This window comes from Brevibacillus sp. IT-7CA2, from assembly GCF_949767855.1.
Classification (GTDB): domain Bacteria; phylum Bacillota; class Bacilli; order Brevibacillales; family Brevibacillaceae; genus Brevibacillus.
Genome location: NZ_CATKQT010000011.1, coordinates 17,672 through 32,171 on the forward strand (window position 1 = coordinate 17,672; position 14,500 = coordinate 32,171).

Consider the following 14,500-nt stretch of genomic DNA (forward strand, 5'->3'; position numbering starts at 1 on the left):
TTTATAAATCGAGTTCACTAAACAGCGCAGCTAATGCACTCTTCTACAGTCAAATGCTTCGTACGCGTATAGTAGAGTGACTTCAGACCTTTTTTCGCTGCGTAAATGTAATAGCGAGCCAGTTCTCTGGTTGAAATATTGCTGTTCACGTGCAGCACAGTCGAAATTCCTTGGTCGATGTGCTCTTGAATTTCGGCAATCAGATCAATCACTTTGAATTGATCGATCACATACGCCGATTTGTAGTAAAAATAGTTTTCCTGCGACAAGTACGGCATTGGGTAATACGTCGTCGAGTTGGCATATGTTCTCGTTTCGATATGCTCAACGATTGGCATCACGCTAGAAGTCGCATTCTGAATGTAGGAAATGCTCTGTGTCGGTGCAATCGCCAAACGGTACGCATGGTAAACGCCATGCTTTTGCACCTTTTGCTGTAGTTTTGCCCAATCCTCTGGCGTCGGAATGTGCATTCCTTCAAAGAGAAGCTTTGCTTTTTCCGTCCGCGGGCTGTAATCGTTCGTCAAGTACTTGTTAAAATAAGTCCCTTTTGCATATTCCGATTGTTCAAAGCCCAAGAAGGTATTGCCTGTTTCCTTGGCGATTTCCATGCTTTTTTCCAAGGAGTAGAAGTTCATCATCATGAAAAACGTACGAGCGAAATCCTTGGCTTCTTCACTTTCGTAAGCGATTCTGTTCTTTGCCAGATAACCGTTCAGGTTCATCGCACCGAGCCCTACTGAGTGCAGCTCACGGTTTGCCTTTTGAACGCCTGGAGCGTTTTCTACACGCGTCATGTCACTCACGGCTGTAATGGCTTCGATTCCTTCGTGGACGGATTCACGGATCATTTTGCGCTCCATCACGTTGACGATATTGAGCGATGCCAGATTGCAGCTAATATCGCGACGGATGATATCCATCTCTCCGTAATTACTAATCGTCGAAGTCTCCTGCAGCTGGAAGATTTCCGTGCACAGGTTGGACATTTTCACTGAACCAAGATCTTTCAGTGCATGGTTGTTGTTCGCATTCGTTTTGTTCATGATGTACGGATAGCCCGATTCCATTTGAATCATCGCGATTTTGGTCAACATCTCGCGTGCGCTCATGACGGTCTTTTTCTTGATGCGATCGTTTGCCAAGAGCTCCTCGTACATGTCATCGAGGTCCATATCATCCAGATGCACGCCATATTCTTTGTACACGGAGTACGGAGCAAACACAGTCAATGGCTTGTTTTCTTCAGCCAGCTTGTAGAACACGTTTGGTACGATCAGGCCGATGGACAACGTTTTGATGCGTGCTTTTTCATCCGCATTAATCTTTTTGCAATCGAGAAACTCGTTGATATCCCAGCCGAAGATGTTGTAGTACGCTGCACCTGAGCCTTTGCGTTGCCCCATTTGATCCGCGTAGGAAAACGCATCTTCCAACAGCTTGAGAACTGGCATGACACCTTTTGCTGCGCCCTCGACGCCTTTGATCGGCTCTCCTCGTCCACGGAGCTTGGACAAGTTCACGGCCACACCGCCGCCAATTTTAGATAGCTGCATACATGTTCCCAAAATAAAGTTGATGGAGTTCAGTGAATCATCCATTTCAAGCAAGAAGCAGGAGACCATTTCTCCACGGCGGCTTTTGCCTGCGTTCAGGAAGGTTGGTGTCGCTGGTTGCAAGCGTTGATCCATCATGGATACTGTTAAACGCTTGGCGAGCTCAAAGTCACCTTGTCCAAGGGACAGTGCCACAACGGCCACCCGGTCTGGATACTGCTCTAAGTACATCGATTTATCGTTCGTTTTCAAGGCGTAATCTTTATAAAATTTGGAGATAGCCATGTACGAAGCAAATTGAAAATCAGCGTCATAGGCCAAACGGTAAACTTCATCGACCTGCTCAACAGTGTATGTTTCATAGACGTTTTCATAGAAGTCATTCTCGATCAAATAGTCCATGCGTTCTTTGACACTGCCAAAAGTCATCGTATTGGACTGCACTTCTTCCATGAAGACCGCAACCGCTTCCCGATCCTTTTCCAGTTGATAAAATCCGTCGTTGCCACGCTGCATCAGTTCGTTGTTCAATTCAATATGCCGCAATTGCTGCCACCCCACTCGTAAATTGTTCCACGTCACGGCCGGTACCGGACAGTTCAAATTTAGATATCACCGGAACGCCATATTGGCCCGCGATCGTATCCGCGCTTTTGGCAAAGCTGGTTCCCCAGTTGCGGTTGCCGCTGGCGGATACTCCGCGCAGATTGACATGATTTCGCTTCAGGAACGTCTCCACCTTCTCCGGCACTTGTCCGAAGCCCGTCGTGTATGTTATCAAAATGAACGGCTCGTCCAGCACCATATCTTGATTAATTTCCACATGTGGCAAATTAATTTTGTTGACGAATCTTCGGACGTTTCCTGTTTTTGAATCATAAGCGATTAGCATGTCCCTCATCCTATCCTGCTATTTTTACTCTGTATGTATGATATTTAGCCAAAGTAAAAGCGCATCCGACGTTTACATGCCGAATGCGCGTGATGACTTCCATCTAGCAATTCGCCAATGCGAATTGCGCGCTCGAACACTTCCCTATCTCCCGTAGGTTAAACAGTGCAAGCGGTTAGGCAGGTCTCCTGGCTTTTGGATCATCGCTCCATTTTCACCTTCCCGATCGTTCATGATCAGTGGCATTCTTTCGCAAATGGAACTCTCTCATTACAGTGGCGGGACCGCGTCGGATTCTCACCGACTTCCCTATTAAGTCTACCAAATCTGGCTGGTAAACACCTCACCGCATCAATATGTAGTTGGTAAAACTTACTTTACCTCAATATATCGTAGGAGTCAAGCTCAGTATGCGCTCTTTTCGAAAACTAACTATTCTCCTTTTTCGGCTATTGCCAATCTCTGGTTCTCGTTCATATAATAGATTTTGTGTGTTGGTTAGCCTTGGAGAGATTGGAGAGTAGCCCTCATGAAAAGCACCGACTATCAACCTGTCGTCATTCCTCGATCTTACAGTAAAATCATGACTTATCAAGAGCGGGACTATCACATTTTCGTAAGTATACCTGCCGATCCCCCTCCGGAATCAGGCTTTCCCGTCATATATTTGCTAGATGGCAACTCTGTTTTTGCAACCATGACCGAAGCGATACGAATACAATCACGCAGTCCTGAACGAACTGGCGTGTATCCTGCTATCGTCGTCGGGATTGGGTATCCAACGGACGGTCCGTACCATCCTGCCCGTTTCTTTGATTACACGTATGAAGTTCCTGTCTCGGAGCTTCCTGGCAACCCAAAAGGAGCTGACTGGCCTCAGATGGGGGGAGCGGAGCAGTTCCTCACCTTTTTGGAGGAGGAGCTCAAGCCTAGCATCGAAAACGACTTCCCCATCGATCGGACGCAGCAAGCGATTTTTGGGCATTCGTTAGGTGGCTTGTTTGTCTTGCATGTACTTTTGTCGAGACCACACGCTTTTCAGCGTTATATCGCTGGCAGTCCCTCGATCCACTGGAATGAGAGCGTACTGCTTGCGAAGGAGAGTCAATTGCCGGGCCTGCTGACAGATGAGCTCGACGTCCATGCTCTTCTCACCATCGGAGAGTTGGAAAACGATGGGCGATTCTTGGTCAAAGAAAAATCTCTGGCGATGATCGAACGATTGTCCTCCATAGGCAAAGGTCAGATCAAGGCTTCCTTTAAAGAATTTGCTGACGAAAATCATTCGTCCGTCTTGCCAGTCTTAATTAACCAAGGACTCAAATTCGCTACGAAAAAAACTGCCCGCTAAAAACGGGCAGTTTTTGTTTATCATGACTCGCTTACTGTAGAGATATCACTTTGGTGATTTGGGGTAGCTCTTCGATGGCAGATACAATCGTCGGTGTAATCTCTTCATCGGTCACAGAGATAAGCAGGGCATTCTTCCCTTTTTGCTCGCGCGATACATTCAATTTGGAAACATTGATTTGATGTTCGGCCAGTTTTCGTGAGACATCATAAATCACGCCTGGATAATCGATATGGCGAACCAACAATCCATGTGCCCCCGGAGGTATGCGACACGCGCAGTAATTGATTTCACTGATGTACACTTCTCTCCAATCTTGCGCGAAGGTGTACTTGTTCGCTCCTACACGCAAAACCGCCAAATGATTCGCATATTCGCCGGAGCTGTTTTGGACAGCAACCTTCGTCCCGAGTCCTTCCACTAACAGCGTTGCGATTCCCTCTTTATTTTCATGAGCAAGAATACTTAATTGTGCACCCGCTAATTCTGGCTCGAGTCTTCGAATCAGTTCAGCCAGCTCACGCAGTCCAGCATGTTGGGTCATGTGATGCCTTCACTCTCCCAGTCAGGTTTATCCTTGTTTTTACGGCAGAATCCATGCTTCCGGCTCTTTCTTGATGGAGGATTCGTTATCAGCACGATACCAAGCCGTCAACGTTTGCCCCTCTTTCGTATAGTAGATTCGGTAGATGGTATTGCCTTTTCCGCTGTTAGTAAAAGGACTTTCCTCCAGCGGAACCGCTGTCACTCCACCTGCGGTAACAACCCCACCGTTCTCCTTGATGACGTTTTGGATCGTCGCCATATGCTCTTTACCCAAGGAGGCCATCCCGAAATAAGAGATGATCGCCAAGAGAACCGCTCCCGCCAAAAACGAAACGATAATCACTTTTGATTTTTTCGTAGCATCCACCGAGTGCTTCCCCCGTCTATCTTAGTTCTCTTTATCGACTAAGCGTACCTTGTCAATCGTACCGCCACCCAAGCATACTTCCCCATCGTAGAAGACGACAGCCTGACCGGGTGTCACTGCTTTTTGCGGCTGATCAAATACAACTTCTACGGTACCATCCTCCAGCAGGTGAACGGTTACTCCCTGATCTGGCTGGCGATAACGGAATTTCGCTGTACAAGTAAACGTTTCAGAAGGAGTCTTATCACTCACCCAGCTCACGTTGGTCGCCAAGAGGCTCTTCGAGTACAGACGGATATGATCAGAGCCTTCACCAACGATCAGGACATTCCGCTCCAGATCTTTGTCTACAACAAACCAAGGCTGTCCGCTCGTGCCATGACCTCCGCCTATTCCTAAGCCTTGTCGTTGACCCAATGTATAGTACATCAGTCCGTCGTGCGTACCGATGACCGCTCCATCTACGGTCTCGATATTTCCTGGTCTGGCAGGCAAATAGTTTTGCAGGAAGTCGCGGAAGTTACGCTCCCCAATAAAGCAGATCCCTGTACTGTCCTTCTTTTTCGCTGTATAGAGCCCTGCTTTCTCTGCGATCTCCCTTACTTGAGGTTTCGGGAGATGACCAATCGGGAACATCGTTTTGGATAGCTGTTCTTGGCCCAATACATTCAAGAAGTAAGTCTGGTCCTTGTTGTTGTCAGCACCACGAATCAGCTTGTACTCGCCGTCGATGTATTTGACCTGCGCGTAATGGCCAGTTGCAATATAATCTGCCCCTAGATCCATGACCTTGGCGAGAAGCTCACCGAACTTGATTTCACGGTTGCACATGACATCCGGATTCGGTGTACGTCCCCGTTTATATTCATCCAAAAAATACTGGAATACCTTGTCCATGTATTCTCTTTCAAAGTTTACCGTGTAATATGGAATGCCGATCTGTTCACAGACGCGCCGGACATCCTGGAAGTCTTCTTCCGCCGTGCAGTGGCCGAATTCATCGGTATCATCCCAGTTTTTCATGAAGATGCCGATGACGTCATATCCCTGTTGCTTAAGCAGGTAAGCCGTCACGGAGGAGTCGACTCCGCCGGACATGCCGACAACGACGCGTGTATCTTCTGGTCGCTTCATAAGTCTTTCTCCTCTTTTTCAATTTGTACCCTTACAGATTACCATGTTTCGCAAAACAAATCATGTTTTGTTGCACTTTTGCCTGATAGAATGAAAAAACGCCTGACGCGTAGTTGGCGCCAGACGTTTGGTAGCAAGGTTAAGCCTGCGAAGATTCATCCTTGATTTCCGCGCGATATCCCTCGATGCTTTCTTCACGACGCTGATTTTTTGCTTCGAGGGTTGCTTTTTCCTCAGCAGAAATCTCCCCAGCATGAGCCGTCAGGTAATCTTCGGACTCACGAATGTTCTCTTCCGTATTGGAAATCATCTGTTGAAGCTTTTCTGCGTTGTCAGAACGGTCATCCGGCTTCGCCATAATCGATACGCCTCCTACAAAGGGTTATATTCAACACCTTTACCATTGTGCGCCAATCATGGTTTCTTTATGTACCCGTGTTATAATAGAAGAAACGGATTAAATAATAAAGAGGGTTTCAACTATGGCTTCCTTAGATTTGTTGGAAAGAAAGCTGCTTCGGATCATATCTGATATAGATCCCGTCCGCCTGAAACGACAATGGGTGAAGGGGCAAAAGGCACCTGAATCCGAAGTGGAACAGCGCATGCGAATCGATCTTCTCTTGCGCAGACTCGACAAGCTACCTGAGGCCAAGCGTCAAGAAGTGCTTGCGCTACTCAAATGGTTTAACTGGTAGAGATTAGCGGATGGACGTTCCCAGACGCCACTGGCCGTCTATCCGATTCATTTGCTTCCTATCTACAATCGCATCTTGATTCAACGGTCCATAGATGTGCGGATACAGCAATCCATCCTTCGCAGCCTCGTATTTGACTTCCGAAGTCGTTTTTGCTTCATCGACAACGAGTACATACAACTCCTCATCAAACTGTGCGTAGACGCGGTTTGCTACCTTTTCAAGCAGTTCGTCCCCTTTTGTTGCGTGAATGAAGCCTTCCTGCTCGTAATCGCGCGGTAAGTAGTGATCCTTGTCCATCCACTTTTCCCAGTATGTTTTTGGTACCATGCAGTAAATGATAGAGTCTCGCATATTTCTCCTCCGAATTCGATTATTTTTTTGGCATTGCTTTGTTCAGGTGACGCATAGCTTTATCATAGAACATCTGGTCCACTCGCCCCTGATCGTATCGCCATTGAATGAAGTTACGCAGAGAGTGCAAATCCACCCAGGCATCCTTCGCTTGCGGATTGTGTTCAGGTACCTCTCCCGTTATTTCACCCTCGTAGACAAGCTTCGCCATCTCCGTTGGGTGCATACCGATCTGATAAGCGATTTGGTGTAAAGCTATTTTCATGGAACCTCCCCTTGCTCTTCATGGGATACATCTTATCTTCCGTCTATTGTGCCAGTCTTTTCGAATGATGCCAAGCCCCAAGCCCTACTCCCAAAGGATGTACCTTCCTCTCTTGCGTTTTGCTACAATGAACAGAGTATTTGAAGGAAGGGGCGGTATCCCATCATGTCAAAACAACGAGATCAACCACGAAAGAAATGGTTCCAGCGAAAACGTATCTGGATTCCCCTTCTTTTCATCGCTTTCCTGTTCCTGTGTAACAGCTCTTATCTTGCAAAAGAGCCAGAAGGCGAGCCTTTTTTGCTTGCTCATCGCGGGATGGCACAAACCTTTCATATGGAGAACATCACCAATGAAACGTGTACGGCGGAGCGGATTTATCCACCGGAGCATCCGTACCTAGAAAATACGATTCCGTCCATGCAGGCGGCTTTTGATGCAGGCGCGGACGTTGTCGAGCTCGATGTACAATGGACGAAAGACAATCGATTTGCCGTGTTTCATGACTGGACACTCGACTGTCGGACAAATGGTACCGGAGTCACGAGAGATTATACCTTGGCCGAATTACAACAGCTCGACATTGGCTACCATTATACAGCGGACGAAGGGAAAACCTTCCCCTTCCGTGGAAAAGGGACTGGCATGATGCCCTCTCTCGATGATGTGCTACAAACATTCCCTGATCGCTCGCTGCTTATCCATATCAAAAGCAATGACCCACTCGAAGGGAAAGCGTTAGCGGATGTATTGGCAGCATTGCCTGCCGAACGACTGGCACAGCTCTCTGTTTATGGCGGTGACAAGCCGATCGAGACATTGAAACAGCAAATGCCAGAGCTGCGTGTCATGTCCAAAGCATCACTAAAAAGCTGTCTCATTCCGTACATGGCAGTAGGGTGGTCCGGATATGTGCCCGATGCCTGTTCACAGTCTCAGCTACATATCCCCGATCAGATTGCCCCATGGCTCTGGGGTTGGCCGAATCGTTTCATGGCAAGAATGGAAGCAAAAGACACCCGCGTGATCCTAGTCGCAGGGAGTGGAGATGTGTCGCAAGGCTTTGATGTTCCGACTGATTTAAAAAGAGTGCCAGCAAGCTTTACAGGAGGAATATGGACGAACCGGATTGATCTGATCGGTCCTGCCTTTCACGAAAACGTAGAAAAATAATGAAACGATTCCCCAACATATTCGTATATACTTATACGGAATAGACTTCCAACCTAATTAGGAGTGATTGATATGCTCAAGAAGCTTTTGAAAAATTTACTCGGTAATCACTCATCTTCGCACAAACACCGGAAATACAGCAGCAGCGATTACAAGCATCGTAGAAAATACAGCTCTAGCAACCGGTACGGACATTCCCATTACGGCAGCTCTCATTATAAAAGAAAGCGCTCCAGCCGTAGCTTCTTCAGCAGTTAAACAACTGTTTAACAGATGATCAGACAACAAAACTCTGCTATCACTAGCGGAGTTTTTTCATTTAACGAGACATGATTTCTACGAAACGATCCAGTGGCAATGCATGTACGGTTCTTTTTTTCTGGCCGACCCGCACTCCTTTTACATCCGTAATCGCATTTTACGTACCCGGGATACCTCTCCCGATAAGCTACTCTCCTGTCATTTTGAATCTTCCCATAATAATTGTGCTGTAGTAATTTCCATCGGAAAGAACTTTGTCGTTTTTGAGCACCCCTTCGATTTCAAAGCCAAGCCGTTTGTACAGCTCAATTGCCTTCTCATTCGTTTCTATTACATTCAACGTCATTTTGGTAATGTGGTTGGCGTCTGCCCAGGCAATCGATTCTTGCAAGAGATTTTTCCCAATGCCGTGACCCCAGAACTCTTGCAAGACGCATACACCAAACTCTACTTTGTGCGCAAATCTGTTTAAGTAAACACCTGCACATCTGGAAAACCCGACAATCCGATCCTGTACAACAGCAACTAAAAACAAGTTTCTTGGACTTTCTGCATCCGTATGGATGATGTGTTCGAATCCTTGCACATCGATGAAAGCCTCTCCTCTTTCTCTGTCCAAATTTTCAGTCTCTCCATCGATTTGCAGTCGCAGTTCTGACAACTGTTGTGCATCTGTTTCCATTGCAGAGCGAATCGTGTAGGATAACCCGTTCACAGAAAGTAGTTGTTGGCTGATTATCATCATTTTTCTCCTATTGGTAAAATTTTGGTCTTTTATTCTATCATAGGTAGAAGTTTTTGGGAATATTCTCTCTTCATAAGAAAAGAGGGAACAAGTTTGTTTACATAATATTTATTATGTTCATTTATACGGCAAACTGTGGATATGCTACAATATGGGAAAGGAGCGTGCTCGCATGAATTTTTCCAAATCATTTTATTATACGGTCGACCATTCCAAGGTAGAGGAATATAAGAAGATGCTCGATCTAATGAAAATCCCCTACATCGTGGAAGCTCCGATCGTCTTGCTGAATCAAGGAGCGAATGAATACACCTTCGTTTTTCCTAACATGTCAGGTCGTCTTTATGGAATGGTGAGCAAGTTATTTCAAACGGATGGGAAGCCATATCCGAAGAATGGAACATAGGCAAAAAAAAGGACCCAATGATTGGGTCAAAATAGGAAGTGGAGAGAATGCATGCTATGTAATATATTCTAACATAACAAAACTAAAATACAATCAACTTTTCGAATTTTCTGCGTCTTTACGTTAGGTTTTATGACATATACACTTCCTTCTTTGTGCAAAAAAGTAAAGAAGCCTTACGACGAGTCGACTTCACGTAAGGTTTCTATACACACACTATGCATGAACATTGATAATTTTCTCCATCTCGATCCATTGACTACCCGTTTGGTTTGCTAATTGAACACGTCTCGCCTTCGGGTCTACCCATTTGACCACACCCCACATGCTACACGTATTCCCCCGCTCCCCCTCAAAGGACACACACCAGCTCACATTCAAGGGATAATTCTCTCTTGCCGAATCTCGCAGCATGTACATAAATGCCTCTCTTTCTTCGTTCGTTACTTCAAAATTGCCGTTCACCACGCTTTTCCACCCGCCTAATTACGAACATTTGATATCCAGATACTCATCATGTGTGGGAAATTGTAATTACATTATAGTGATTACGAACATAAGTTCGCAACCCTTTTTTCAATTTCTTCATTTGAACCGCATGAAAAGTCTCCCCATTTGTTCTGCCAAGTCTTGATGCGGAATTGAGCGTTCGCATTGTCAATTGGACCAAAGGAATTGTTTTGGGTCGAGGGCGCCAAATTCACAGCGTTCTTTGGTAAGAATCTGTAAGAAAAAAGCCGTTTTCCCATTGGTTTTGGAAAACGGCTCTTGCTTTTATCTTGATAGTTCCTGTGGTTGATGCTGCGGTCTTTTCTCGACCAGCTCCAAAAACTTTCCGAAGGTAGAAGCGAGTATTTGCTGAAAAAGCATACCGAGAACAACGGGAAGTGCAACAGGCGCAGGAAAGTACGTGATCGCCATAACTGCCCCTGCACTAATGTTTCGCATCCCACTGTTGAAGGTTAACGTGACAATAATATCACGCTCCCATCCGAATAGCCGCGCTATCCCCCACCCCATTACATAACCCAAAATGGCTACAACCAGTACGAGGACCGCCATTCCCACCAGCTTAGCGTCCATCATATGAAAGTAAGAAGAGACCATCGAGCTGTTGATCGCGACGACAACCCCCATTCCCATCTTAGAAAATGGCGCTAATTTTGGTGCCAGCGTTTTTTTGACGTCCCCTTTTGATAAATGATTGAGCAGCATACCGACAAGAGACGGCAACACAATCATATAAAACAAACCCTTCATCAGTTCAGCTAAATCCATCTCGACTTTTGCCCCTAAAAACAAGGACATCCCCAGCGGAACAATCAATGGGGAGAGCATCGTATCCAACAAAATAATGGATAGTGTCAGTGCGATGTTCCCGAAATAAATCGATGACCACAAAAAGCTCGTGATCCCTGTGGGAATTAAGGCCGCCAACAAAAAGCCCGTGATGACATGGATATCATCTGGATAAAATAACCGTGCCATTGACCAAGCAACAAGCGGCATAAGCGCATGAAGAATCAACAAGTTGACGATTAAAGGAAGCGGTCTGGTCAGTACCTTTGCAAATTCTTTAAATCCTGAACCCAGACTGCCGGCAAATGTCATGAAGGCAAACACCCAAGGAGACAAAAAAGCAAACGGTTGTAAATGTGTCCCGGCTATTACGCCAATGGCAACACTACTCGGCGTTAGTATGGGCATGATTTTCTCAAGCGATCGATTCAGTTTGGCTAACCCGTTCATCTGATACACCTCAAGTCTCGTCCTTTGATGCTATTGATGTGAGGTATGTTATCATGAACAGATTATTGTTACAAGACCAAAGTTCATTATTAGATTGCATACGCATCATTTATTCGCAATTTCACCTTGCATACTTTCGAGCATGGGAGTAAAGCCTATGACGGAAAGGAGGTATTTTATGAACGGAATGGATTGGGTAGAATTTATCCGAAAAACCGAAGATAAGATGTATCACCTCCATCGAGCGATAGATGGAATCTGTAATGATCCCGACTATAAAGAATCCGTTACGACCTTAACGGAAGTGGTCAGAGATTATCAAGTTCTTGTGGAAAAAGCAAAGGGAGAATTACGCGGCATCGACTTCCATCGGGATCGAGAACGCGCGCATTATTACGATCATGATCACCACTAGCCATATAGACTCCCAGTCAGGGAGTTCTTCTCTATCGTGAAATCACAGAATAATCACTACATTTTGATCGTTCTACCAAAATAGACAGCAAAAACCTCACTCTACCCATGTAGTGTGTGAGGTTTGGGAAACAGGCTATCCCTTCATTTTCTTTTCCAGTTCTTTTAAGGATTTCTTCTTCTGGCATGCCGCTTTTACATCAGTTGGCCACTGTTCGTCACTTAGCCTTTGCAAATCTTTTATCAATCGCTTGTCAGCTGTCACATGAATATTGGCATCTGGGAAGGCCTCTTTTAATTTCTTTCCGACTTCTTTTTGAATCGATTCCAGCTTGAACCGATTAAAATTCGTCACTTGAATAGCCACATCGAGCTCTTTATCGATTTGCATAACCACTATTTTGTCTATGCCCTTCACGCTAGCTGTAATCGATCTCGCCCGCTCTTCCCATTGATAATGTCTGACGGGAACAGGCATGCACAACGGCTCCGCTTCCGTTTTTTGCTTGGTCTCTGTACCAGACTGCTTCGTACACCCCGTTACGGTCAAAGCAAAAGCTAGTGTCAGCACCACGAAAGTTGCCCGCACACAAAACACCTCCTGACCAAAATCACCTGTTACTAGCTTGACCTGGTTCGGAGGAAGTATGTAAAGAAAAAAGCGGTGACTCCTCTGCATAATTTGAGTCACCGCGGACCCCAAGAACGTTTCGAGTCCTATATACAAGGATATAAAAAATCGCATAGAAACGCGATAGGAGATAACTGGATATAAAATAGAACAAAAAAAATCCCAACCAACAAAAAGTGGTTGGGGCGTACGGGGTAGTACGCGTATTTATCATACGTGAATGATATTATCTTATAGGACTTCATTTCTGTTGACAACGAACAATACTAGGCACATTTACCTATAGATGGCATAAAAAAATTGCGCCGACTTTGACTGCATCATTTAGTCGAACGCGTAGAATAGAATCCCCAAGGTTGGATTATACTAGCTAGCTTGGATTACTTTTCTATTATCTTGAAAACTCATCGTTCACGCTATGCGAAAATAATGGTAACAGGTGAAAATATTACCTATAAGTCTTAATCGACCATAGAAGCCCACCGCTGAAATGTGTTAAAAGCTACAAAAAAGCCAGCCAGAAGTTGCTAATCATGTTATGATATCCCTGTAAAATCTTGAGGAGTTGAGATCATGAATAGAGAGCAATGGACAGCGGTTGATCACTATTTTACGGATAAATTACTGGAAGCCGATTCCGTTCTAGACACAGTTCTTCAAGAGAACGCAGCTGCAGGGCTTCCAGCTATTGATGTATCACCCAATCAAGGTAAATTCCTTCATCTGTTAGCACGGATCCAAGGCGCTCGTTCGATATTGGAAATTGGCACTCTCGGTGGATACAGTACCATCTGGCTAGCCCGCGCACTTCCAGCAGACGGTCGTCTCATTACTCTCGAATATGATCCGAAGCATGCAGAGGTTGCACAATCGAACATTGCCCGCGCAGGACTGGATCAGATCGTGGAAGTGAAAGTCGGTCTTGCCCTTGATTCTCTCATCCAACTTCACAAAGAAAATCAGGGTCCTTTTGATTTTATTTTTATCGATGCAGATAAAAAAGGAAACCCCGACTATTTCCAATGGGCATTGAAGCTCTCTCGCAAAGGTACTGTGATTATCACGGATAATGTTGTACGAAGTGGTCAAGTCGTGGACGAAACAAGCACGGATCCCAATATTGTCGGTGTACGTCAATTCACCGATATGGTAGCTGAAGAGCATCGTGTCAGTGGAACCGTTGTACAGACAGTTGGCAGCAAGGGCTATGATGGCTTTGCGATCATGCTTGTCACCGGGGAGAACTAGTCTTTTTCACTTTCAAAGGTTGTAACGAGTAGGAGTGTGTACATCTTGTTTAGGCTTGGTTTACCTAGCTTTATGCTCATCGCTAATGTCATTTTGGTTCTCGCGGTACTATCGTTGATTATCAAAGTGTTGGTGAAGAGAGAATAGCTTGTGTTTTTTGGAGGTGCTTTTCCTTGGAGGCATTGCGTGATCGGTCCCTCGATTTACGAAAAGTAACAGAGGCGGATCTCCCTATATTTTTCACCCAGCAATTGGACAAATCTGCTCATAAGATGGCAGCCTTTACTGTCAAGGACCCTGAAGATAGAGAGGGATTCACCGCTCATTGGACAAGAATTTTGAACAATGATTCGATTGTGAAAAGAGCCATTGTCATGAATGGGCAGATTGTCGGTAATGTTTTGTGCTTTGAGCTGTTTGGCTTACCTACGATTGGATACTGGATTGACAAAACCTTTTGGGGCAAAGGAATCGCGACAAATGCACTTACTCTCTTTTTAGAGGAGCTCCAAACACGTCCTGTCTATGCGCGTGTCGCCCATGACAACATCGCATCCATTCGTGTGTTAGAAAAAAACGGTTTTCAGTCTTTCGGTGTCGATCGGGCATTTTCGGAAGCACGAGGCGAAGAAGTGGAAGAACTCATTCTGATTAAACACACATGAGGTCAGAAGCGCTTACCGTCAGCGCTTCTCCTCTTTTTATCCAAT

At 45.5% G+C, this 14,500-nt stretch carries 20 protein-coding genes and 1 riboswitch; of the genes, 8 read left to right on the top strand and 12 right to left on the bottom strand.

Features of this window, described 5'->3' with window-relative positions; all coding sequences use genetic code 11:
• Window positions 1–17 precede the first annotated feature (17 nt).
• On the bottom strand, window positions 18–2,102 hold the full coding sequence (gene nrdE / locus ACM6JA_RS06590; protein WP_414852223.1) for a class 1b ribonucleoside-diphosphate reductase subunit alpha: 2,085 nt from the start codon (window positions 2,100–2,102) through the stop codon (window positions 18–20).
• Window positions 2,089–2,448, bottom strand: a complete 360-nt coding sequence (nrdI, locus tag ACM6JA_RS06595; protein ID WP_414851676.1) for a class Ib ribonucleoside-diphosphate reductase assembly flavoprotein NrdI — start codon at window positions 2,446–2,448, stop codon at window positions 2,089–2,091. The genes nrdE and nrdI overlap by 14 nt, the downstream gene beginning before the upstream one ends.
• A gap of 160 nt (window positions 2,449–2,608) precedes the next feature.
• A riboswitch (cobalamin riboswitch) is annotated at window positions 2,609–2,809 on the bottom strand.
• Between the two features lie 168 nt (window positions 2,810–2,977).
• Between nrdI and ACM6JA_RS06600 the strand changes: the two genes are divergently transcribed.
• Window positions 2,978–3,799 carry an alpha/beta hydrolase gene (locus tag ACM6JA_RS06600; protein ID WP_414851677.1) on the top strand — a complete coding sequence of 274 codons (822 nt, stop codon included), beginning with the start codon at window positions 2,978–2,980 and terminating at the stop codon, window positions 3,797–3,799.
• Between the two features lie 31 nt (window positions 3,800–3,830).
• Here ACM6JA_RS06600 and ACM6JA_RS06605 read toward each other — a convergent pair whose 3' ends face one another.
• The 4 genes from ACM6JA_RS06605 to tlp form a co-directional block, all read right to left on the bottom strand.
• Window positions 3,831–4,343 carry an ACT domain-containing protein gene (locus tag ACM6JA_RS06605; protein WP_414851678.1) on the bottom strand — a complete coding sequence of 171 codons (513 nt, stop codon included), beginning with the start codon at window positions 4,341–4,343 and terminating at the stop codon, window positions 3,831–3,833.
• A 39-nt stretch (window positions 4,344–4,382) separates the two neighbouring features.
• A complete protein-coding gene (locus tag ACM6JA_RS06610) occupies window positions 4,383–4,712 on the bottom strand; it encodes a hypothetical protein (protein WP_007727172.1) in 330 nt (109 codons plus the stop codon).
• 21 nt (window positions 4,713–4,733) lie between these two features.
• On the bottom strand, window positions 4,734–5,846 hold the full coding sequence (mnmA, locus tag ACM6JA_RS06615) for a tRNA 2-thiouridine(34) synthase MnmA (protein WP_414851679.1): 1,113 nt from the start codon (window positions 5,844–5,846) through the stop codon (window positions 4,734–4,736).
• 139 nt (window positions 5,847–5,985) lie between these two features.
• Window positions 5,986–6,204, bottom strand: coding sequence for a small acid-soluble spore protein Tlp (gene tlp / locus ACM6JA_RS06620; protein ID WP_007727168.1), 219 nt, complete (start codon window positions 6,202–6,204; stop codon window positions 5,986–5,988).
• A 124-nt stretch (window positions 6,205–6,328) separates the two neighbouring features.
• Here tlp and ACM6JA_RS06625 point away from each other — a divergent pair, with 124 nt between their 5' ends.
• Window positions 6,329–6,544 (top strand): hypothetical protein, encoded by a 216-nt coding sequence (locus ACM6JA_RS06625; RefSeq protein ID WP_106780456.1) that lies wholly within the window; start codon window positions 6,329–6,331, stop codon window positions 6,542–6,544.
• A 3-nt stretch (window positions 6,545–6,547) separates the two neighbouring features.
• On the opposite strand, the gene ACM6JA_RS06630 is transcribed toward ACM6JA_RS06625, so the two are convergent.
• Together ACM6JA_RS06630 and ACM6JA_RS06635 are read right to left on the bottom strand one after the other, a co-directional pair.
• The gene (locus tag ACM6JA_RS06630; protein WP_414851680.1) at window positions 6,548–6,898 is read right to left on the bottom strand and encodes a DUF952 domain-containing protein; all 351 of its coding nucleotides are present in this window, start codon (window positions 6,896–6,898) and stop codon (window positions 6,548–6,550) included.
• 19 nt (window positions 6,899–6,917) lie between these two features.
• Window positions 6,918–7,163 carry a hypothetical protein gene (locus tag ACM6JA_RS06635; protein WP_007727153.1) on the bottom strand — a complete coding sequence of 82 codons (246 nt, stop codon included), beginning with the start codon at window positions 7,161–7,163 and terminating at the stop codon, window positions 6,918–6,920.
• Between the two features lie 165 nt (window positions 7,164–7,328).
• Here ACM6JA_RS06635 and ACM6JA_RS06640 point away from each other — a divergent pair, with 165 nt between their 5' ends.
• Together ACM6JA_RS06640 and ACM6JA_RS06645 are read left to right on the top strand one after the other, a co-directional pair.
• Entirely contained in the window at window positions 7,329–8,336 is a 1,008-nt protein-coding gene (locus ACM6JA_RS06640) for a glycerophosphodiester phosphodiesterase family protein (protein WP_414851681.1), read from the top strand.
• 72 nt (window positions 8,337–8,408) lie between these two features.
• On the top strand, window positions 8,409–8,594 hold the full coding sequence (locus ACM6JA_RS06645; RefSeq protein WP_015891438.1) for a hypothetical protein: 186 nt from the start codon (window positions 8,409–8,411) through the stop codon (window positions 8,592–8,594).
• Between the two features lie 190 nt (window positions 8,595–8,784).
• Here ACM6JA_RS06645 and ACM6JA_RS06650 read toward each other — a convergent pair whose 3' ends face one another.
• On the bottom strand, window positions 8,785–9,339 hold the full coding sequence (locus ACM6JA_RS06650; RefSeq protein WP_414851682.1) for a GNAT family N-acetyltransferase: 555 nt from the start codon (window positions 9,337–9,339) through the stop codon (window positions 8,785–8,787).
• Between the two features lie 175 nt (window positions 9,340–9,514).
• On the opposite strand from ACM6JA_RS06650, the gene ACM6JA_RS06655 reads away from it, so the two are divergent.
• Complete coding sequence (locus tag ACM6JA_RS06655; protein ID WP_414851683.1) at window positions 9,515–9,748, top strand: hypothetical protein; 234 nt, start codon at window positions 9,515–9,517, stop codon at window positions 9,746–9,748.
• Between the two features lie 216 nt (window positions 9,749–9,964).
• Here ACM6JA_RS06655 and ACM6JA_RS06660 read toward each other — a convergent pair whose 3' ends face one another.
• Together ACM6JA_RS06660 and ACM6JA_RS06665 are read right to left on the bottom strand one after the other, a co-directional pair.
• Window positions 9,965–10,213 (bottom strand): YolD-like family protein, encoded by a 249-nt coding sequence (locus tag ACM6JA_RS06660; RefSeq protein ID WP_238543336.1) that lies wholly within the window; start codon window positions 10,211–10,213, stop codon window positions 9,965–9,967.
• Between the two features lie 309 nt (window positions 10,214–10,522).
• Window positions 10,523–11,497: a bile acid:sodium symporter family protein gene (locus ACM6JA_RS06665; RefSeq protein WP_414851684.1), complete on the bottom strand. Its 975-nt coding sequence runs from the start codon at window positions 11,495–11,497 to the stop codon at window positions 10,523–10,525.
• 178 nt (window positions 11,498–11,675) lie between these two features.
• Between ACM6JA_RS06665 and ACM6JA_RS06670 the strand changes: the two genes are divergently transcribed.
• A complete protein-coding gene (locus ACM6JA_RS06670) occupies window positions 11,676–11,912 on the top strand; it encodes a hypothetical protein (protein ID WP_414851685.1) in 237 nt (78 codons plus the stop codon).
• A gap of 135 nt (window positions 11,913–12,047) precedes the next feature.
• Here the strand turns inward: ACM6JA_RS06670 and ACM6JA_RS06675 are convergent, their stop codons facing one another.
• Complete coding sequence (locus tag ACM6JA_RS06675; protein WP_414851686.1) at window positions 12,048–12,500, bottom strand: YhcN/YlaJ family sporulation lipoprotein; 453 nt, start codon at window positions 12,498–12,500, stop codon at window positions 12,048–12,050.
• Between the two features lie 615 nt (window positions 12,501–13,115).
• On the opposite strand from ACM6JA_RS06675, the gene ACM6JA_RS06680 reads away from it, so the two are divergent.
• Complete coding sequence (locus ACM6JA_RS06680) at window positions 13,116–13,790, top strand: O-methyltransferase (protein WP_414851687.1); 675 nt, start codon at window positions 13,116–13,118, stop codon at window positions 13,788–13,790.
• 173 nt (window positions 13,791–13,963) lie between these two features.
• Window positions 13,964–14,455, top strand: coding sequence for a GNAT family N-acetyltransferase (locus ACM6JA_RS06685; protein WP_414851688.1), 492 nt, complete (start codon window positions 13,964–13,966; stop codon window positions 14,453–14,455).
• Window positions 14,456–14,500: the final 45 nt, after the last annotated feature.

Excerpts from the sequence above, each read along its gene's own strand:
- nrdI (WP_414851676.1), bottom strand. The coding sequence starts at position 2,448 with ATGCTAATCGCTTATGATTCAAAAACAGGAAACGTCCGAAGATTCGTC.
- ACM6JA_RS06600 (WP_414851677.1), top strand. The coding sequence starts at position 2,978 with ATGAAAAGCACCGACTATCAACCTGTCGTCATTCCTCGATCTTACAGT.
- ACM6JA_RS06605 (WP_414851678.1), bottom strand. The coding sequence starts at position 4,343 with ATGACCCAACATGCTGGACTGCGTGAGCTGGCTGAACTGATTCGAAGA.
- mnmA (WP_414851679.1), bottom strand. The coding sequence starts at position 5,846 with ATGAAGCGACCAGAAGATACACGCGTCGTTGTCGGCATGTCCGGCGGA.
- tlp (WP_007727168.1), bottom strand. The coding sequence starts at position 6,204 with ATGGCGAAGCCGGATGACCGTTCTGACAACGCAGAAAAGCTTCAACAG.
- ACM6JA_RS06625 (WP_106780456.1), top strand. The coding sequence starts at position 6,329 with ATGGCTTCCTTAGATTTGTTGGAAAGAAAGCTGCTTCGGATCATATCT.
- ACM6JA_RS06630 (WP_414851680.1), bottom strand. The coding sequence starts at position 6,898 with ATGCGAGACTCTATCATTTACTGCATGGTACCAAAAACATACTGGGAA.
- ACM6JA_RS06635 (WP_007727153.1), bottom strand. The coding sequence starts at position 7,163 with ATGAAAATAGCTTTACACCAAATCGCTTATCAGATCGGTATGCACCCA.
- ACM6JA_RS06640 (WP_414851681.1), top strand. The coding sequence starts at position 7,329 with ATGTCAAAACAACGAGATCAACCACGAAAGAAATGGTTCCAGCGAAAA.
- ACM6JA_RS06645 (WP_015891438.1), top strand. The coding sequence starts at position 8,409 with ATGCTCAAGAAGCTTTTGAAAAATTTACTCGGTAATCACTCATCTTCG.
- ACM6JA_RS06650 (WP_414851682.1), bottom strand. The coding sequence starts at position 9,339 with ATGATAATCAGCCAACAACTACTTTCTGTGAACGGGTTATCCTACACG.
- ACM6JA_RS06655 (WP_414851683.1), top strand. The coding sequence starts at position 9,515 with ATGAATTTTTCCAAATCATTTTATTATACGGTCGACCATTCCAAGGTA.
- ACM6JA_RS06665 (WP_414851684.1), bottom strand. The coding sequence starts at position 11,497 with ATGAACGGGTTAGCCAAACTGAATCGATCGCTTGAGAAAATCATGCCC.
- ACM6JA_RS06670 (WP_414851685.1), top strand. The coding sequence starts at position 11,676 with ATGAACGGAATGGATTGGGTAGAATTTATCCGAAAAACCGAAGATAAG.
- ACM6JA_RS06680 (WP_414851687.1), top strand. The coding sequence starts at position 13,116 with ATGAATAGAGAGCAATGGACAGCGGTTGATCACTATTTTACGGATAAA.